The following is a 14054-nucleotide window of genomic DNA, read 5'->3' as shown; positions in this document are numbered from 1 at the left end:
GTCAGCCGGAAAGGACCATGGCCCAATAGGGCCGGGCGCCAGTGGAGGTGCGTGCCATGGCAACCCCGAGCCCCCGGTAGGAGCCGAGCATGTTTTCGAGATGTTTCGGCGAATCGATCCAGGCCTGAACGGCGGCCGCGACCGTATCCTGCCCGCTGGCGATGTTTTCGGCTGCCGGCAGCGCCACGTCATTGCTCTTCATCCGGGCGCCAAAATCGTCGCCGAAACCGATCAGGTGCTTCATTTCGTTGGCTTTCGCCATACGAACCGCCTGGCGGGCCGCCGCCTTGCGCGCCGGCATGTCGAGCGTCAGCGTGGACAGGCCGCGGCTCTGCCGCAGCTTGTTGACCATCGGAAGTGCGGCCTGGGTCTCGTCCTCGGCGCCGGCCGTCGGCGTCAGGACTGATGTGGTGGAACAGCCGGCAAGCACCAGCGCCATGCCGGAAAAGACGAGAAGGTCCCGCCGCGAAGGTTTGATCAGTGAAGTCATGTCAGCGGCGGTAGCTCATCAGGCGCAGGATGACGAAGATCGGAATGACGATGATCGCGCCGAGCACAAGGTAGGTCCCAACATCGCCAAATGCTTGGAAACCCTGACTCACAATATTTTGGAAAAATTCTCGAATGTCACCCAAAATTGTCTGTGGCCTGAAACCCCAGATATGTAAAACGAAACCGACAATCAGGCACACCACGATCAGCTTGACGATCGTGCGAGCCGGCGTATCGCCCAGGAACTTGTTGACCCCGTCCGCCATCCTTGTCCTTCTCCAAATTGCAAAAGAGAGATAGTCGGCAGCCGTTGCCACCGCAAGCGTTTCCCCTCAGATAGAACTTGAGTTTTTTTGTGGCTTCGGCAAAGAACCTCCACCTCCGAGGATCATCCATGTCGCCCAGCCCGTTTTCCAGCCAATTCTCCTCGGGCGATGCCACCGCCGATCGCCGCGCCGATTACGCCCGCATGCTGGGGGAGGGCGGAGATTTCGCGGCTGCGGCGGAGCTGGTCGAACAGGCGCTCGAACTGACGCCCGGCTGGGCCGCCGGCTGGTTCCGGCTCGGCGAATATCGCGACAAGGCTGGTCTCGGCACGGCCGCGGACGCCTACCGTCAGACCTTGACCCTGCGGCCGGACGATGTTTTTGGTGCCGGCCTGAAGCTCGCGCTGATCGGGGCAGAGCAGACGCCCGACCGGCCGCCGAGCCGTTACGTCGAAGGCCTGTTCGATGACTATGCCGACCGGTTCGACACGGCTCTGGTGGAAAAGCTGGGCTATTCCGTGCCCGGCAAGCTGGCGGCGCTGGTCACACCGCACGGACCTTTCCGCAATACGGTCGATCTCGGCTGCGGTACCGGCCTGTTCGGTGCCGAAATCCGTGGCAGGACCGAGCGCCTTGAAGGTTTCGATCTTTCAACCAACATGCTCGCCAAGGCGCGGGCCAAGGGCCTTTACGACCATCTCGGCCAGTCCGACCTCAGTCTCGCATCGAACGAATCCGGCCTCTTCGGCGACCTGGCGGCCCACCGCGCCGATCTGGTCTCCGCGGCCGACGTGCTGATGTATCTGGGCTCGCTCGAAACCGTCTTCCCGCTGGTGCTTGAGCTGTTGTCGCAGGCTGGCCTCTTCGCGTTCTCGGTGGAGGATGCGGGCGAGGGGGCTGGTTTCGGGCTGCGGGATTCCCTGCGTTACGCCCATTCGCAAGCTTACATCCGCATGCTGCTTTCCCGCTTCGGCCTTGATTTGCTCAAGGTGGAAAACACCGTCATTCGCATGGATGCCGGAAAACCCGTCCATGGCATTCTGTTTCTGTCGCGAAAGCGCGGCTGAACCTGCCGTTTCTTGCTTTTTTCAGTGCCCGCCGATGATCGCTTGAAGACCCTTGCCGACGGTTTTATTGCAGTGCAATATCACTGAAAACCTGAGGGGTTCAAATTGGCTGAGCAGCAGAGGCGCGGTCTCGGATTTTACAGCGCCGATCCGGCACAACACACGCTGCTGGAAGATGGGCAAGGCCTGTTCATCGGCGCCATGGTGTCGGCGCTCGGCTTCTATTTCTTGAACGAGGTCGGCCTTCTGACCGGCGGCACGGCGGGCGTCGCCTTCCTGCTTCATTATGCGTTCGGCATTTCGTTCGGCCTGCTGTTCTTCATCGTCAACCTGCCGTTCTATTATCTGTCGTTCAAGCGCCTCGGCCTCGCCTTCTCGCTGAAAACCTTCATCGCCATCGCGCTGGTCTCGGTCATCACCGAGGTGGAAAGCCATTTTTTCCTGATCCAGTACCTGCACCCGTTCTGGGCAGCCCTTCTCGGCGGACTGGTGCTCGGTTACGGCCTGCTCGGGCTTTATCGCCACCGCGCCTCGCTCGGCGGCGTCGGCATCCTGGCGATCTATATCCAGGAGCGCTTCGGCATCCAGGCAGGCCTCATCCAGCTCGCCTTCGATCTTTGCGTCATGCTCTGCGCCTTTGCCGTGGTTTCGCCCATCACCGTCGCATGGTCGGTGCTGGGCGCCGTCGTGCTCAATCTTGTGCTCGCCATCAATCACCGCTCCGACCGGTATATCGTCGCGCGGTGATCGAGGCGGGAGGTTCGCTCAGGCGGCCTGGCTGGCCGGCTTGTCGACCGGGTGCATGGCGCGGAAGCCGACGCAGAGCCGGTTCCAGACGTTGATGGCGCCGATCGCCACCGTGATCTTCGTCATTTCCTCTTCGGTGAAATGCGCCTGCAGTTTCTCGTAGGCGCTGTCCGGGACATGAGTTTCGGCAACCCTAGTGACCGAATCCACCCATGTCAGAAGGGCTCGTTCCTTTTCGTCATAGATCGGCGATTCCTCCCAGGCGCTCATCAGGTTGATCCATTGCTCGGAGAGGCCGTCGTGACGGCTTTCCTTGACGTGCATGTCGATGCAATAGGCGCAATGATTGATGATCGAGGCCCTGAGCTTGATCAGATGGATAAAGCGGCGTTCTAGGCCGGATTTCTGAACATAGGTTTCCAGGGCGAGTACGGCCTTGTAGGCCTCTTCGGAGGCTTTGGCGAAATTCAGACGAGGCTGCATGTTCTTCTCCTTGGGGTTTGGCCGCCTTCGGCGTGCCTATGGCCCGGTTACCGGGCGGTTCTGCGTTCATTGATTTCCAGGAAGGCGCAGCCGCGCGCGGCGATGCCGCCGTCGTCGGTTGCGTTGAGGTCCGCCAGGATGTCGGCGATCGTCACCTTGGCGAGTTCGGCGCGATAGGCCTTTTCGGCCTTCAGCATTGCGGCATTGATGCCGCAGGGTCTGGTGAAGTAGCGGCGCGGCAGCGGGTTCGGCCCGCGCTGGCGGATTTCGGCGCAGCGGAAGGCCGGCGCCGGTCCTTCGACGGCGAGCACGATGTCGAGAAGCGTGATCTCCGCCGGCTTCTTCGCCAGCCGGTAACCGCCCTTCGGACCCGGCACCGTTTCCACCAGCCTGGCGCCGGAAAGCGCCTGCAGATGTTTCAGCAGATAGCTGGTCGAAACCCCGTGGAATTCCGCCAACGCCGCGGCCGACAGGACCCCGCCTTCGGTAAGGCTGGACATCATGCTGATGCTGTGGATCGCCTGTTCGACGCCGTCGCCGAGTTTCATCGCTTGATCTCCATATCGTGGATAAAATTTATCCACGATTGTGGGGACGTCGTCAAGCCCCTTCTTTTTCGCGCGCTTTCTCTTAACTTAGCGGCGTGGATATCGTCGAAACCCATTCCTCCGGCCGTGACGCCGCGCTTCTGCCCCGGCCGTTCCAGAAATGGTTCGCGGAGAAGGGCTGGCAGCCGCGCGCCCATCAGTTGGAATTGCTGTCGCGCTCCACATCCGGCGAAAACATGCTGCTGATCGCCCCGACCGGCGCCGGCAAGACGCTCGCCGGTTTCCTGCCGTCGCTGACCGATCTGACGCGGCGCGGCAGGATCCCGCAGGGCTCCGCCTTCACCGGCATCCACACGCTCTACATTTCGCCTTTGAAGGCGCTCGCGGTCGATATCGAGCGCAATCTGATGAAGCCGGTCTTCGAAATGGGCCTGGAAATTTCGATCGAGAACCGCACCGGCGACACGCCGCAGGCCAAACGCCAGCGCCAGAAGCTCAATCCGCCGGATATCTTGCTGACCACTCCGGAACAGGTGGCGCTGCTGCTCGCCAACAAGGAGGCCGAACGTTTCTTCAAGGACCTGAAATACGTGGTCCTCGACGAGCTGCATTCGCTGGTCACCTCCAAGCGCGGCCATCTCCTGTCGCTCGGCCTCGCCCGCGTCCGCAAGCACGCGCCACACATGCGCACGATCGGCCTGTCCGCCACCGTCTCCGATCCCATGGACCTGCAGCGCTGGCTGGTCTCGCAGGGCGAAAACCCGGCCCAGCCCGCCGGCCTCGTGCATGTCACAGGCGGTGCCGCGCCCGATATCACCATCATGCGCACCGAGGACCGTATCCCCTGGTCCGGCCATGTCTCCACCTACGCGATCCCCGAGGTCTACGAGGAGATCAAGCGCCACAAGACGACGCTGATCTTCGTCAATACCCGCTTCCAGGCGGAGCTGCTGTTCCAGACGCTTTGGACCATCAACGAGGATAACCTTCCGATCGCGCTCCACCACGGCTCGCTCGATGCCGGGCAGCGCCGCAAGGTCGAGGCCGCCATGGCGGCCAACAAGTTGCGCGCCGTCGTCGCCACTTCCACGCTCGATCTCGGCATGGACTGGGGCGATGTCGATCTCGTGGTGCATGTCGGCGCGCCGAAGGGCGCCTCGCGGCTCGCCCAGCGCATCGGCCGTTCCAACCACCGGATGGATGAACCGTCGAAGGCAATCCTGGTGCCGGCCAACAGGTTCGAGGTGATGGAATGCCAGGCGGCGCTCGACGCCAACTATCTCGGCGCCCAGGATACGCCGCCGGTCGGCGAGGGCGCGCTCGATGTGCTCGCCCAGCACGTGCTCGGCATGGCCTGCGCCGACCCTTTCGACCCTGTCGAACTCTACGACGAGATTACCAGCGCCTCGCCCTATGCCACCCTCTCCTGGGAAATGTTCGAGCGCATCGTCGATTTCGTCGCGACCGGCGGTTACGCGCTGCGCTCCTATGAGCGCTACGCCAAGATCCGCAAGACCAAGGAAGGCCGTTGGCGGGTCTCCAACCCGGCCGTCGCCCAGCAATACCGCCTGAACCTCGGCACGATCGTCGAGGCGACCGAGCTCAATGTCCGGCTGGTGAAGCGTAACGCAAAGGGTACGGTCGGCCGGGGCGGCATGTCGCTCGGCAAGGTCGAGGAATATTTTCTCGAACAGCTGGTGCAGGGCGATACGTTTCTGTTCGCCGGCAAGGTCCTGCGTTTCGAGGGCATCCGTGAGAACGAATGCTTGGTCTCCAACGCCTTCTCACTCGATCCGAAGATCCCCGCCTATGCCGGCGGAAAATTTCCGCTCTCCACCTATCTCGCCGACCAGGTGCGCGGCATGCTCGCCGATCCCGATCGCTGGGGCGTGCTGCCGGACCAGGTCCGCGACTGGCTGAACATCCAGCGTGAGCGCTCCATGCTGCCGGCCAAGGATGAGCTTCTTATCGAGACCTTTCCGCGCGGGAAACGGTTCTTCATGATCGCCTATTGTTTCGAAGGGCGATTGGCGCACCAGACGCTCGGCATGCTGCTGACACGCCGTCTGGAACGCATGGGCGCCTACCCGCTCGGTTTCGTCGCCACCGATTATTCGCTGGCCATCTGGGGCCTCAACGACATCGGCGCGATGATCCGCGCTGGTCGCCTGAGCCTCTCCGACCTTTTCGACGAGGACATGCTCGGCGACGATCTCGAAGCCTGGCTTGACGAAAGCTATATGCTGAAGCGCACCTTCCGCAATTGCGCGGTGATTTCCGGCTTGATCGAGCGCCGCCATCCGGGCAAGGAAAAGACCGGACGGCAGGTCACCGTCTCGACCGATCTGATCTACGACGTGCTGCGCAGTCACGAGCCGGATCACGTGCTTTTGGAGGCGACGCGGCGGGATGCGGCATCCGGTCTTTTGGATCTTGCCCGATTAGGCGATATGCTGGCGCGAATCAGGGGGCACATCACCCACCGCGATCTCGACCACGTTTCGCCGCTCGCCATCCCGATCATGCTGGAGATCGGCAAAGAGCCGGTACCGGGCGAGGCGCATGACGCGGTGCTGCAGGAAGCCGCCGACGAACTGATCGCGGAGGCGCTTGGCTGATGCGGTATTCTGGACTGGAAGACATTGAATTGATGCACCGCCTCGCTTTGGCGCGAACGATCACAGGGGGACCTGCCGCAACCGGTGCGGAAGAGATCGTCGTGAACGGCGTCATCGCCGTCTGCGATCCGCTCGGAGGCCTTTACCTGCCCGAGACCGGCCTGCTCGTCGTCTCCGACCTGCATCTGGAAAAGGGTGCTGCCTTTGCCCGTCGCGGCATGATGCTGCCGCCCTACGATACGATCGCCACGCTCAACATCCTGTCGGCCGTCATCGCCCGCTATGATCCGAAGATCGTCGTCTCGCTCGGCGACAATTTCCACGATCGCAAGGGCTCGGAACATCTTCCCCCCGACCTGCGTTCGCTGATCACGACCATGGCGCGGGGCCGCGATTGGATCTGGATCAACGGCAACCATGATCCGGACGGCACGGTCGACCTGCCCGGCACCTGCACTGACGAACTCTTTTATGGCGGCCTCGTCTTCCGCCACGAGCCGAGCCTGATTTCCGGGCCAGGCGGGAGCAAAGGCGAGATCGCCGGCCACCTGCATCCGTCGGCCACCGTCCGGCGCCGCGAAAAATCCGTCCGCCGCCCGTGTTTCGCAAGCGACGGCAACCGCCTCCTCATGCCGGCCTTCGGCGTGCTGGCCGGCGGCCTCGATCTGCGCCATCGTGCCATGCACGGCCTGTTCGACCGCGAGGCTCTGGTCGCGCACCTTCTCGGCCGCGACCGCATCTATTCGGTCCGCTACGGCAATCTGATCGGTTGACCGTCTAAAGCGTGCCGCGATCCTTCGGATTCGCTCGACACCCTTCAAGTCTTTGTTTTACGCATGTCGTTATCGCAAAACCGCTGCACACTTTTGCGCGACATGCTTTGGTTTAAACCTGTCCAAGCGCCCTACCACATGCGCGGACGCGGATGCCATCCATCATCGACAGCCCTGACGACGCCGAACAGGCTGGACTGACAACGATTACGATCTCACCAGATTCAACAACCAGCGTTCCGCTCTAAGGAAACCTGTCCAGATGAAACGATACCCAATCCTCATGCTCGACCGCATTGAGGGTTATGCGGTGACCGCCGAGCCGGAGGGTCGGAGCGTTCAGTGCAGTTCGTAGAATGGACGGTTTGGTGCGGACGTGCCCGACATAACGGCAACTGTCGCCGTCGCGAAATTCGGTGACATTGTAGTCGACCAGCGCCAAGACTGTCGTGCCGGCGGCGAGTTCCCCTTTTAGGCCTTCAAATACGGTCATCATTTGCTGTCCCCCGGGCCAAGGGAGCATTGTGCGCCGCAATATCGAAGGTGTAAAGCATCGCATGACCGGCCGGTTTTGAACGAACATCCGCAGCCAGCGCCGGCGTAGACCAGATCTCACCGATAAACCAGCACCGGCGTCTTGGAATGTGCCAGCACCTTCATCGTCACGCTGCCGAGCATGAAAGCCTTGAAGCCGGAGCGGCCGTGCGAGGCCATGGCGATGACGTCGCAATTATAGGTGCCGGCGGTCTCGATGATGGCGCTTGCGGGGTCGACGCTGCCAAGCTTCACCGTTTCGCAGGCGACCAGCCGTTGTTTCGCCGCCTCCTTGGCTTCGGCGAGAATGCGGTCGGCCGCCTCGTTGTTCTGCCGGTCATATTCCGCATAGGCGACTTCCATGCCGGTCGGATTGAGCGTGAAGACCTGTAGCGGCTCCATCACCACCAGAACGGTGGCTTCCGCACCGATTTCGTGGGCAAAGTCGAGTGCCTTTTCCAGCGAACTGGTCGAAAGCGGAGAGCCGTCGGTCGGAATGAGAACGTGTTTGAACATCTGTTCCTCCTTCTAAGTTGGTGGCATCATCGCAGTTCCCCGGGGATTATTCATTGATCCAAAGCAAGCCGCAACGGCCACATGCTCAGAAGGATGCAATCCCATGCCCGGACCAAGGATTGATGCCGTCCCGCAGCCAGCGAACGGTATCCTGCCAGAAGCCTTGCCTGTGCCGGGAGTGGAACAGGCTGAAATGCCCGATGGCAGCCAGACCGTAATCCTCCGGGTTCAGCAGCACCTGCGTCACCTGGGCATTGCGGTAATAATGGAGCGTCCGCCGGATCGCCGCCACGGTGCCGATATCGTCGTCCGATATCGTCACCGCCAGGATAGGCGCCGTCACCGCCTCGAACCGCCGCAGAACATCGCTTCGCTCCTTGGCCGGATGGGTCAGCTCCATCCGTGCCCCGCGAAAACTCCATTCGTTGGCGACGCCCGCCGGCAGGTCCTCCAGCCATCCGAGACGCTTTCCGGGGAAATAGCCGAATATCGCCGTCAGCGCCGGCATCACCACGTGCCATTTCAGAAACAGCCGCAGGCGATGGCCGCTGGCATAGTCCGGCCAGTAGGCATATTGCGCGCCCATGGTCAGCATCCGGTCGATGCGATCGGCCTTGGCTGAGAGCCCCGGCAGATAACCGCCGATACTGTGGCCGACCACATAGAGCGGTTGCCCCGGCCGGATGGCATCCATGAACCTCAGCGCCGCGTCGAAATCCTGCTCGCCCCATTCCCGCCACCGATAGCCGCATCCTTTCAGGCTTTCGGGGCGCGAGAGGCCGATGCCGCGATAGTCGTAGGTCAGAACGTCGAAACCTCCGCCGGCCAGGAAGTCGGCGTAATAGTGGTAATAACGGGCGAGCACCCCGGTTGCCGGATTGACGATGACGCTGCCGACGGCGGAGGACCGGGCCGGCCAGAGGTGTCCGTGGAGAACGATGCCGTCCCGGCAGGCCATGCCGACCGGCTCCCCGGCGGGACGCGACGATCGGGCACTGCCGTCGCTTTCCAGAACCGCGGGCGCTTCGCATTCCGTATTGGCCATCGTCCTTCTCCCTGGAAGGGGGACAATATATCGCGCTTCGCGAGGTGCAATTAGCCGAAGGGAGAAGACGGCTCAGATCTCCCCGGAAACCTCGCGCCGTCGCCGGTCGAGTTCTTCCGCGTAGCGCCGCAGCGTGTGGCTTTCGCTGAGCTGCCCCACGACCTTGCGTTCGACCTGGTTGTTGACCACCGCCAGCGCTTCCGCCTCCAGCCTGTCGAAGATCGCCGCCGCCTGCTTGGCGTTCATCGATCGCAGCAGCACGTCGTTCTTGTATTTGACGAAGGAGGCAAGTGTCGGTTTTTCCGCCGCATCCTCGGTCGGCGCCGCGTAAATGTCCGGCAGAAGCACCATGCCGGCATATTTCTCCGCATCGTCGACGAGGATGACGCGCTGGGTCGAGCCGAGCGGGAAGTCGTTGCGGAATTGCTCGATGCTCATGGAAATCGGCGCGGTGCGGATGTCGGCGCGCATCATCCGTTCAACGGTCAGGTTGCGGATCCAGCCGATGTCATGGGCGCTGCGGATGCTTTCCCCGCGCAGATGGAAGCGCCAGGTGGCGAACGAATAACCGAACGTGTTGCGGACGGTCAGCGACGAGGTGATCACAGCCGCAAGCGCCAGTACGGTGATCGGAAAGTCGCCGGTGATTTCGAGCGCCAGGAAGGTCATGGTCAACGGCCCGCCGATCACCGCCACCGCCATCGCGCTCATGCCGACGACCGCATAGATGACCGGCGTCAGCGTCGCGTGGGCGAAAATATGGGGCGCCGAATAGGCGAAGATCTTGCCGAGCAACGCTCCCATGAACAGGGACGCGAAGAATAGGCCGCCACGAAAGCCGGAACCGATAGACACCGCCGATGCCAGCGATTTCAGCGCCAGGATTGCAAGCAGCGCCGGGATCGTCGGGTTCTGGCTGAGATTGAGATGCAGCGCGCCATGGCCGGCCGCCATCACCTGCTGGTCGGCCAGCCCCAGGAGCCCGATCAGGATGCCGCCGATCGCCGGCCGGAAGGCCGGGGAAAGCGAGCTCTTGCGCGCCGTCTCCTCGACGAAGGTGACGCCTTTCATGAGCAGGATGCCGCCGCCTGCACAGAAGGCGCCGAGCAGGATCGCCGGCAGGTAATCCGCCGGCACGACAGCGCCGAAATCGCCGACGTCGATCAGGAATTCCTCGCCGTAGAACAGCCGGGTAACGATCGTCGCGACCAGCGCGGAGACGACGACCGGCGTCAGGCTCATGATCGTATAGGTGCCGATGATCAGCTCGAAGGCATAAAAGGCACCTGTCAGCGGCGCGTTGAAGGCGGCAGCGATCGCGCCGGACGCACCGCAGCCGACGAGGATGCGCAGATCCGACCGGCGCAATTGCAGTAGCAGCCCGATCTTTGACGCGATTCCGGAAGAGAGCTGCGTATATCCAGCCTCCAGCCCGACGGACGCGCCAAAACCGTTCGAAACCAGGTTCTGGATCGCGACGAGGATGCTGTCGGTCAGGGACAGGCGTCCGCCATGCAGCGCGTTCGCCTCGATCGGATCGACCATCGGCTTCTTGCGCCAGCGCCGCAAGATCAGGAACAACAAGCCAAGAAGGGCGCCGCCACAGATCGGTGCGAGCAGAATGGCCAGCCGGTTGATATCGGTTGCCGAGCTCAGCCTCTCGCCGCCGCCAAGTTCGAAGATCGCCCGGTGCATTTCCTGGGAGACGAAACTCATGCCGGCGATCGCCAGCCCGGAGAGCGCGCCGACCAGGGCCGCAACGGCGATGAGCCCGAATTCGCTGCGCCGGACGAGTACCCGCAGCTGGCCCGGATTGAGAAGAACCCGGGCGGAGGGCAGGAGGGATGAGAGCCGGCTGAACATGAACATCTTGCAGAAACGAGTTGGCGCGTCTCTAGCGCAAATATCCCTTCAGGCCAATAATCAATCCCTTGATGCCCTTCGCCTGCGGCGTCAGGCCGCCTTGCCCACCGCGTAGGTGAGGATCACCGCGCCGTTGGCCGCTGCGCTGGAGCTCAACAGTTTGAGCTCGCTCTGGTGCCCGGTTTTCTTGAAGAGCGGATTGCCGGAGCCGAGAACCACCGGCGCGATGCAGAGCCGGTATTCGTCGACGAGGCCTTCTTTCATCAGCGAGGCCACAAGTTCGGCGCTGCCGAAGATGAAGATCGTCTTGCCGTCCTCGGCCTTCAGCCTGTTGAGCTCGGCGACGGGATCGCTGACGACCCGGGTATTGTTCCAGGCGGCGTCCTTTATCGTCTTCGACACGGCGATCTTGGCGATATTGTTCATGTAGTTCTTGACCTTGCCGCCTTCCTCGGCGGTCGGCCAATAGGCTGCCATGCCCTCATAGGTCTTGCGGCCGAACACCAGCAGGTCACCTTCCTCGCCGAATTGTTCGGAGAGCTTTTCCAGCTCCGGCCCCCAGGCATAGTTGTGGAAGGCGAGGTCCCATGGCTTCTCTCCCTCAAAATAACCGTCGAGACTCATCAGGTTCCAGACTACCAGCTTTCTCATGTCATCCTCCGTCGCGTTTAAACCGGTTGCAAAAAGCAAGCAGTTGAAAGCTAACCAAACTGATTGTAGAATGCAAGCGGTATTGGAGAAAAAAATGAACGACACATATCGGTCGGGTTGCCCGATCAATCTGACGCTGGAGGTTCTCGGAGACCGTTGGAGCCTGATCGTCATCCGCGACATCATGTTCGGCAATCGCCGCCACTTTCGCGAACTGCTGCAGAATTCCGAGGAAGGCATCGCTTCCAACATCCTTGCCGACCGGCTGAAGCGGCTGGTGGAACGGGGCCTGCTTTCCCGGGAGGACGATCCGAGCCACAAGCAGAAGGGGATCTACAGCCTCACGGAAATGTCGATCCGGCTGGTGCCTATTTTTGCGGAAATGGGCGCCTGGGGCCGCCGGTTCATGCCGGTGTCCGAAGATCTCTCGATCCGGGCGCAATTGCTGGAGGAGGGTGGCCGGCCGCTCTGGGAGGATTTCATGGACGAACTGCGCGTCCTGCACCTGCATGTCCCGCGCGATCCCGCCAAGCCTTCCGTCTTCGACCGCCTGCGCGCCGCCTATCTCGAAGTCGTCGCCCGCAACGCGGCGGCGGCTGACGCTGCGGAATGATCAGTCCTTGCGGAAGACGATGCTGGCGCCCCAGCCGGTGATCACGGCGATCAGCACGCAGAGGAAACCGTAGGCGAACGGACGGTCGTGGGCCGCGTCGGTGATCGCCTGTTCGATGCCGGTCTTGACGACGCGCAGCGGCATTTCCCGCTGATTGATCAGCTCACCGCTCTTGAACAGGTAGGCGCGCACCATATGCATCCCGTCGGGGATGTTGGCCGGCAGTTTCAGCGAGGCGCGAAACAGGCTCGACGAAACGAAGCGCACGCCGCTCGTGTCGCGCTGGTAAAGCCCGTTTGTCAGCTTCAGGCGCCGATAGGCGTCGCGGAACTCACCGATCATGCCGGAATCGGGGATATAGCCGACCGGGTTCAGCGCCAGGTGGTCGATGCCGACGCCGATATTGTTGAGGCTCGGTGCCTCGTCGATGGTGTCGATCATCCGGGTGCTGGCCAGCGAATAACTTTCCGGTACCTGTTCGAAGGTCATGCCCTCGGTGTTCATCCAGATCCCGAAGACGCGCTCCTTCTTGCGCACTGTCGCGTAGTCCTTCGGCCCTTCGAGCGTCACCACCACGTCATACTGGCCGATCGCCAGGAACAGCTCGTCCGCATTGGTGAGCGCCCCGAAGATGGTGAGGTCGGCGCCGCGGAAATCAGACGTGATGGCGATTTCGCTGGTCGAGGCGCCGATCTCCAGCCCTTCCTTGACCGCCGATGCCTGCCCGAACGGCACCTGCGCCGCGGCCGGCAAGGAGAGCGCCAGAAGCGGCAGCAGAAGGAGAGTGCGGAGAAGCCGGCGCATCAGTAGGACATCCCCCCGACCGCGACCGAATAGACGTCGTCCGGCGTGACGATCAGCCCGATCGCCAGGCGGATGCCGACCGCAAGCACGAGCAGCGCCAGGAGCGCGCGCAGCTGTTCGCCGCGCAGCTTCTGCCCGACGCGGACCCCGTATTGCGCGCCGATCACGCCGGCCACCATCAGGATCGTGGCGAGCACGATGTCGACCGAATAGTTGGTCGCCGCCTGCACCATGGTCGTGTAGGCGGTGACGAAGATGATCTGGAACAGCGAGGTCCCGACGACGACATTGGTCGGGATGCGTAAGAGATAGATCATCGCCGGCACCATGATGAAGCCGCCGCCGACACCCATGATCGAGGTGAGCACGCCGATGCCGAAGCCGAGCCCGACGATCGGAATGGCGGAAAGGTAGATCTTCGACTTCTTGAACCGCATCTTCAGCGGCAGCCGGTGCACCCAGTTGTGCTGGCCCGGCCGTTTCAACGGCAGCGGCTCCTTGTTCTTTGCCCGCCGGAGCGCGCGCAGGCTCTCCTGCAGCATCAGCGCCCCGATCGAGCCGAGCAGCACGACGTAGAGGATCGAGATGAACAGATCGAGCTGGCCGACGCGCCGGAGCCAGGAGAAGACCCAGACGCCCGCCGTCGCCCCCGCCAGACCGCCGACCAGCAGCACCGAACCGAGCTTCATGTCGAGCGTGCCGCGCCTGAAATGGGTGATCGCGCCAGAGATCGACGAAGCGACCACCTGGTTGGCGCCGGTCGCGACCGCCACGACGGGCGGGATGTTGTAGAAGATCAGCAGCGGCGTGATCAGGAATCCGCCGCCAACGCCGAACATGCCGGAGAGAAAGCCGACGGCCGCGCCCATGCCCAGAATAATGAAGATGTTCACCGACAGCTCTGCGATCGGCAGGTAGACAGTCACGGCAGAACCTCGACACGGCAAAAAGCGACGCCCTCGCGGGCGTTCGCGATGTGGTTGTCCGCCCGGTGCGGCGAAGGAAACGTGATCTCACATGCCATGTGAACAGGG

The 14054-nt window shown here is 62.4% G+C and carries 16 protein-coding genes; 5 read left to right on the top strand and 11 right to left on the bottom strand.

Going from position 1 to position 14054, the window contains the following annotated elements; all coding sequences use genetic code 11:
* Window position 1: 1 nt before the first annotated feature.
* Both AC1DLT_RS19810 and AC1DLT_RS19805 read right to left on the bottom strand, forming a co-directional pair.
* Window positions 2-490: a CAP domain-containing protein gene (locus AC1DLT_RS19810; RefSeq protein WP_477487863.1), complete on the bottom strand. Its 489-nt coding sequence runs from the start codon at window positions 488-490 to the stop codon at window positions 2-4.
* A gap of 1 nt (window position 491) precedes the next feature.
* Window positions 492-758 carry a DUF6460 domain-containing protein gene (locus tag AC1DLT_RS19805; RefSeq protein ID WP_477487862.1) on the bottom strand — a complete coding sequence of 89 codons (267 nt, stop codon included), beginning with the start codon at window positions 756-758 and terminating at the stop codon, window positions 492-494.
* Window positions 759-886: 128 nt separating this feature from the next.
* Here AC1DLT_RS19805 and AC1DLT_RS19800 point away from each other — a divergent pair, with 128 nt between their 5' ends.
* Complete coding sequence (locus tag AC1DLT_RS19800; protein ID WP_477487861.1) at window positions 887-1825, top strand: class I SAM-dependent DNA methyltransferase; 939 nt, start codon at window positions 887-889, stop codon at window positions 1823-1825.
* A gap of 105 nt (window positions 1826-1930) precedes the next feature.
* On the top strand, window positions 1931-2572 hold the full coding sequence (locus AC1DLT_RS19795) for a YitT family protein (RefSeq protein ID WP_007767958.1): 642 nt from the start codon (window positions 1931-1933) through the stop codon (window positions 2570-2572).
* A gap of 18 nt (window positions 2573-2590) precedes the next feature.
* Here the strand turns inward: AC1DLT_RS19795 and AC1DLT_RS19790 are convergent, their stop codons facing one another.
* Together AC1DLT_RS19790 and AC1DLT_RS19785 are read right to left on the bottom strand one after the other, a co-directional pair.
* On the bottom strand, window positions 2591-3055 hold the full coding sequence (locus AC1DLT_RS19790; RefSeq protein WP_477487860.1) for a carboxymuconolactone decarboxylase family protein: 465 nt from the start codon (window positions 3053-3055) through the stop codon (window positions 2591-2593).
* A gap of 47 nt (window positions 3056-3102) precedes the next feature.
* Window positions 3103-3603 (bottom strand): RrF2 family transcriptional regulator, encoded by a 501-nt coding sequence (locus AC1DLT_RS19785; protein ID WP_477487859.1) that lies wholly within the window; start codon window positions 3601-3603, stop codon window positions 3103-3105.
* A gap of 95 nt (window positions 3604-3698) precedes the next feature.
* Between AC1DLT_RS19785 and AC1DLT_RS19780 the strand changes: the two genes are divergently transcribed.
* The gene (locus AC1DLT_RS19780) at window positions 3699-6221 is read left to right on the top strand and encodes a ligase-associated DNA damage response DEXH box helicase (protein ID WP_477487858.1); all 2523 of its coding nucleotides are present in this window, start codon (window positions 3699-3701) and stop codon (window positions 6219-6221) included.
* Between the two features lie 32 nt (window positions 6222-6253).
* Window positions 6254-6994 carry a ligase-associated DNA damage response endonuclease PdeM gene (gene pdeM, locus AC1DLT_RS19775; RefSeq protein WP_293404566.1) on the top strand — a complete coding sequence of 247 codons (741 nt, stop codon included), beginning with the start codon at window positions 6254-6256 and terminating at the stop codon, window positions 6992-6994.
* Between the two features lie 244 nt (window positions 6995-7238).
* On the opposite strand, the gene AC1DLT_RS19770 is transcribed toward pdeM, so the two are convergent.
* The 5 genes from AC1DLT_RS19770 to AC1DLT_RS19750 form a co-directional block, all read right to left on the bottom strand.
* Entirely contained in the window at window positions 7239-7490 is a 252-nt protein-coding gene (locus AC1DLT_RS19770) for a hypothetical protein (RefSeq protein WP_041364525.1), read from the bottom strand.
* A 116-nt stretch (window positions 7491-7606) separates the two neighbouring features.
* The gene (locus tag AC1DLT_RS19765; protein WP_477481933.1) at window positions 7607-8044 is read right to left on the bottom strand and encodes a universal stress protein; all 438 of its coding nucleotides are present in this window, start codon (window positions 8042-8044) and stop codon (window positions 7607-7609) included.
* Between the two features lie 85 nt (window positions 8045-8129).
* The gene (locus tag AC1DLT_RS19760) at window positions 8130-9089 is read right to left on the bottom strand and encodes an alpha/beta hydrolase family protein (protein WP_477487857.1); all 960 of its coding nucleotides are present in this window, start codon (window positions 9087-9089) and stop codon (window positions 8130-8132) included.
* A gap of 72 nt (window positions 9090-9161) precedes the next feature.
* Window positions 9162-10952: a chloride channel protein gene (locus tag AC1DLT_RS19755; protein ID WP_477487856.1), complete on the bottom strand. Its 1791-nt coding sequence runs from the start codon at window positions 10950-10952 to the stop codon at window positions 9162-9164.
* 90 nt (window positions 10953-11042) lie between these two features.
* Window positions 11043-11603, bottom strand: a complete 561-nt coding sequence (locus tag AC1DLT_RS19750) for a dihydrofolate reductase family protein (protein ID WP_477487855.1) — start codon at window positions 11601-11603, stop codon at window positions 11043-11045.
* A 94-nt stretch (window positions 11604-11697) separates the two neighbouring features.
* Here AC1DLT_RS19750 and AC1DLT_RS19745 point away from each other — a divergent pair, with 94 nt between their 5' ends.
* Window positions 11698-12216, top strand: a complete 519-nt coding sequence (locus tag AC1DLT_RS19745) for a winged helix-turn-helix transcriptional regulator (protein ID WP_477487854.1) — start codon at window positions 11698-11700, stop codon at window positions 12214-12216.
* On the opposite strand, the gene AC1DLT_RS19740 is transcribed toward AC1DLT_RS19745, so the two are convergent.
* Both AC1DLT_RS19740 and AC1DLT_RS19735 read right to left on the bottom strand, forming a co-directional pair.
* The gene (locus tag AC1DLT_RS19740) at window positions 12217-13020 is read right to left on the bottom strand and encodes a TIGR02186 family protein (RefSeq protein WP_477487853.1); all 804 of its coding nucleotides are present in this window, start codon (window positions 13018-13020) and stop codon (window positions 12217-12219) included. It lies immediately after the preceding gene.
* Complete coding sequence (locus tag AC1DLT_RS19735; protein ID WP_040124482.1) at window positions 13020-13946, bottom strand: sulfite exporter TauE/SafE family protein; 927 nt, start codon at window positions 13944-13946, stop codon at window positions 13020-13022. The genes AC1DLT_RS19740 and AC1DLT_RS19735 overlap by 1 nt, the downstream gene beginning before the upstream one ends.
* Window positions 13947-14054: the final 108 nt, after the last annotated feature.

Source organism: Neorhizobium sp. 05N33 (assembly GCF_056397445.1).
Note: the sequence above shows the minus strand (reverse complement) of the source record. Positions and strands in the feature narration are given on the sequence as shown.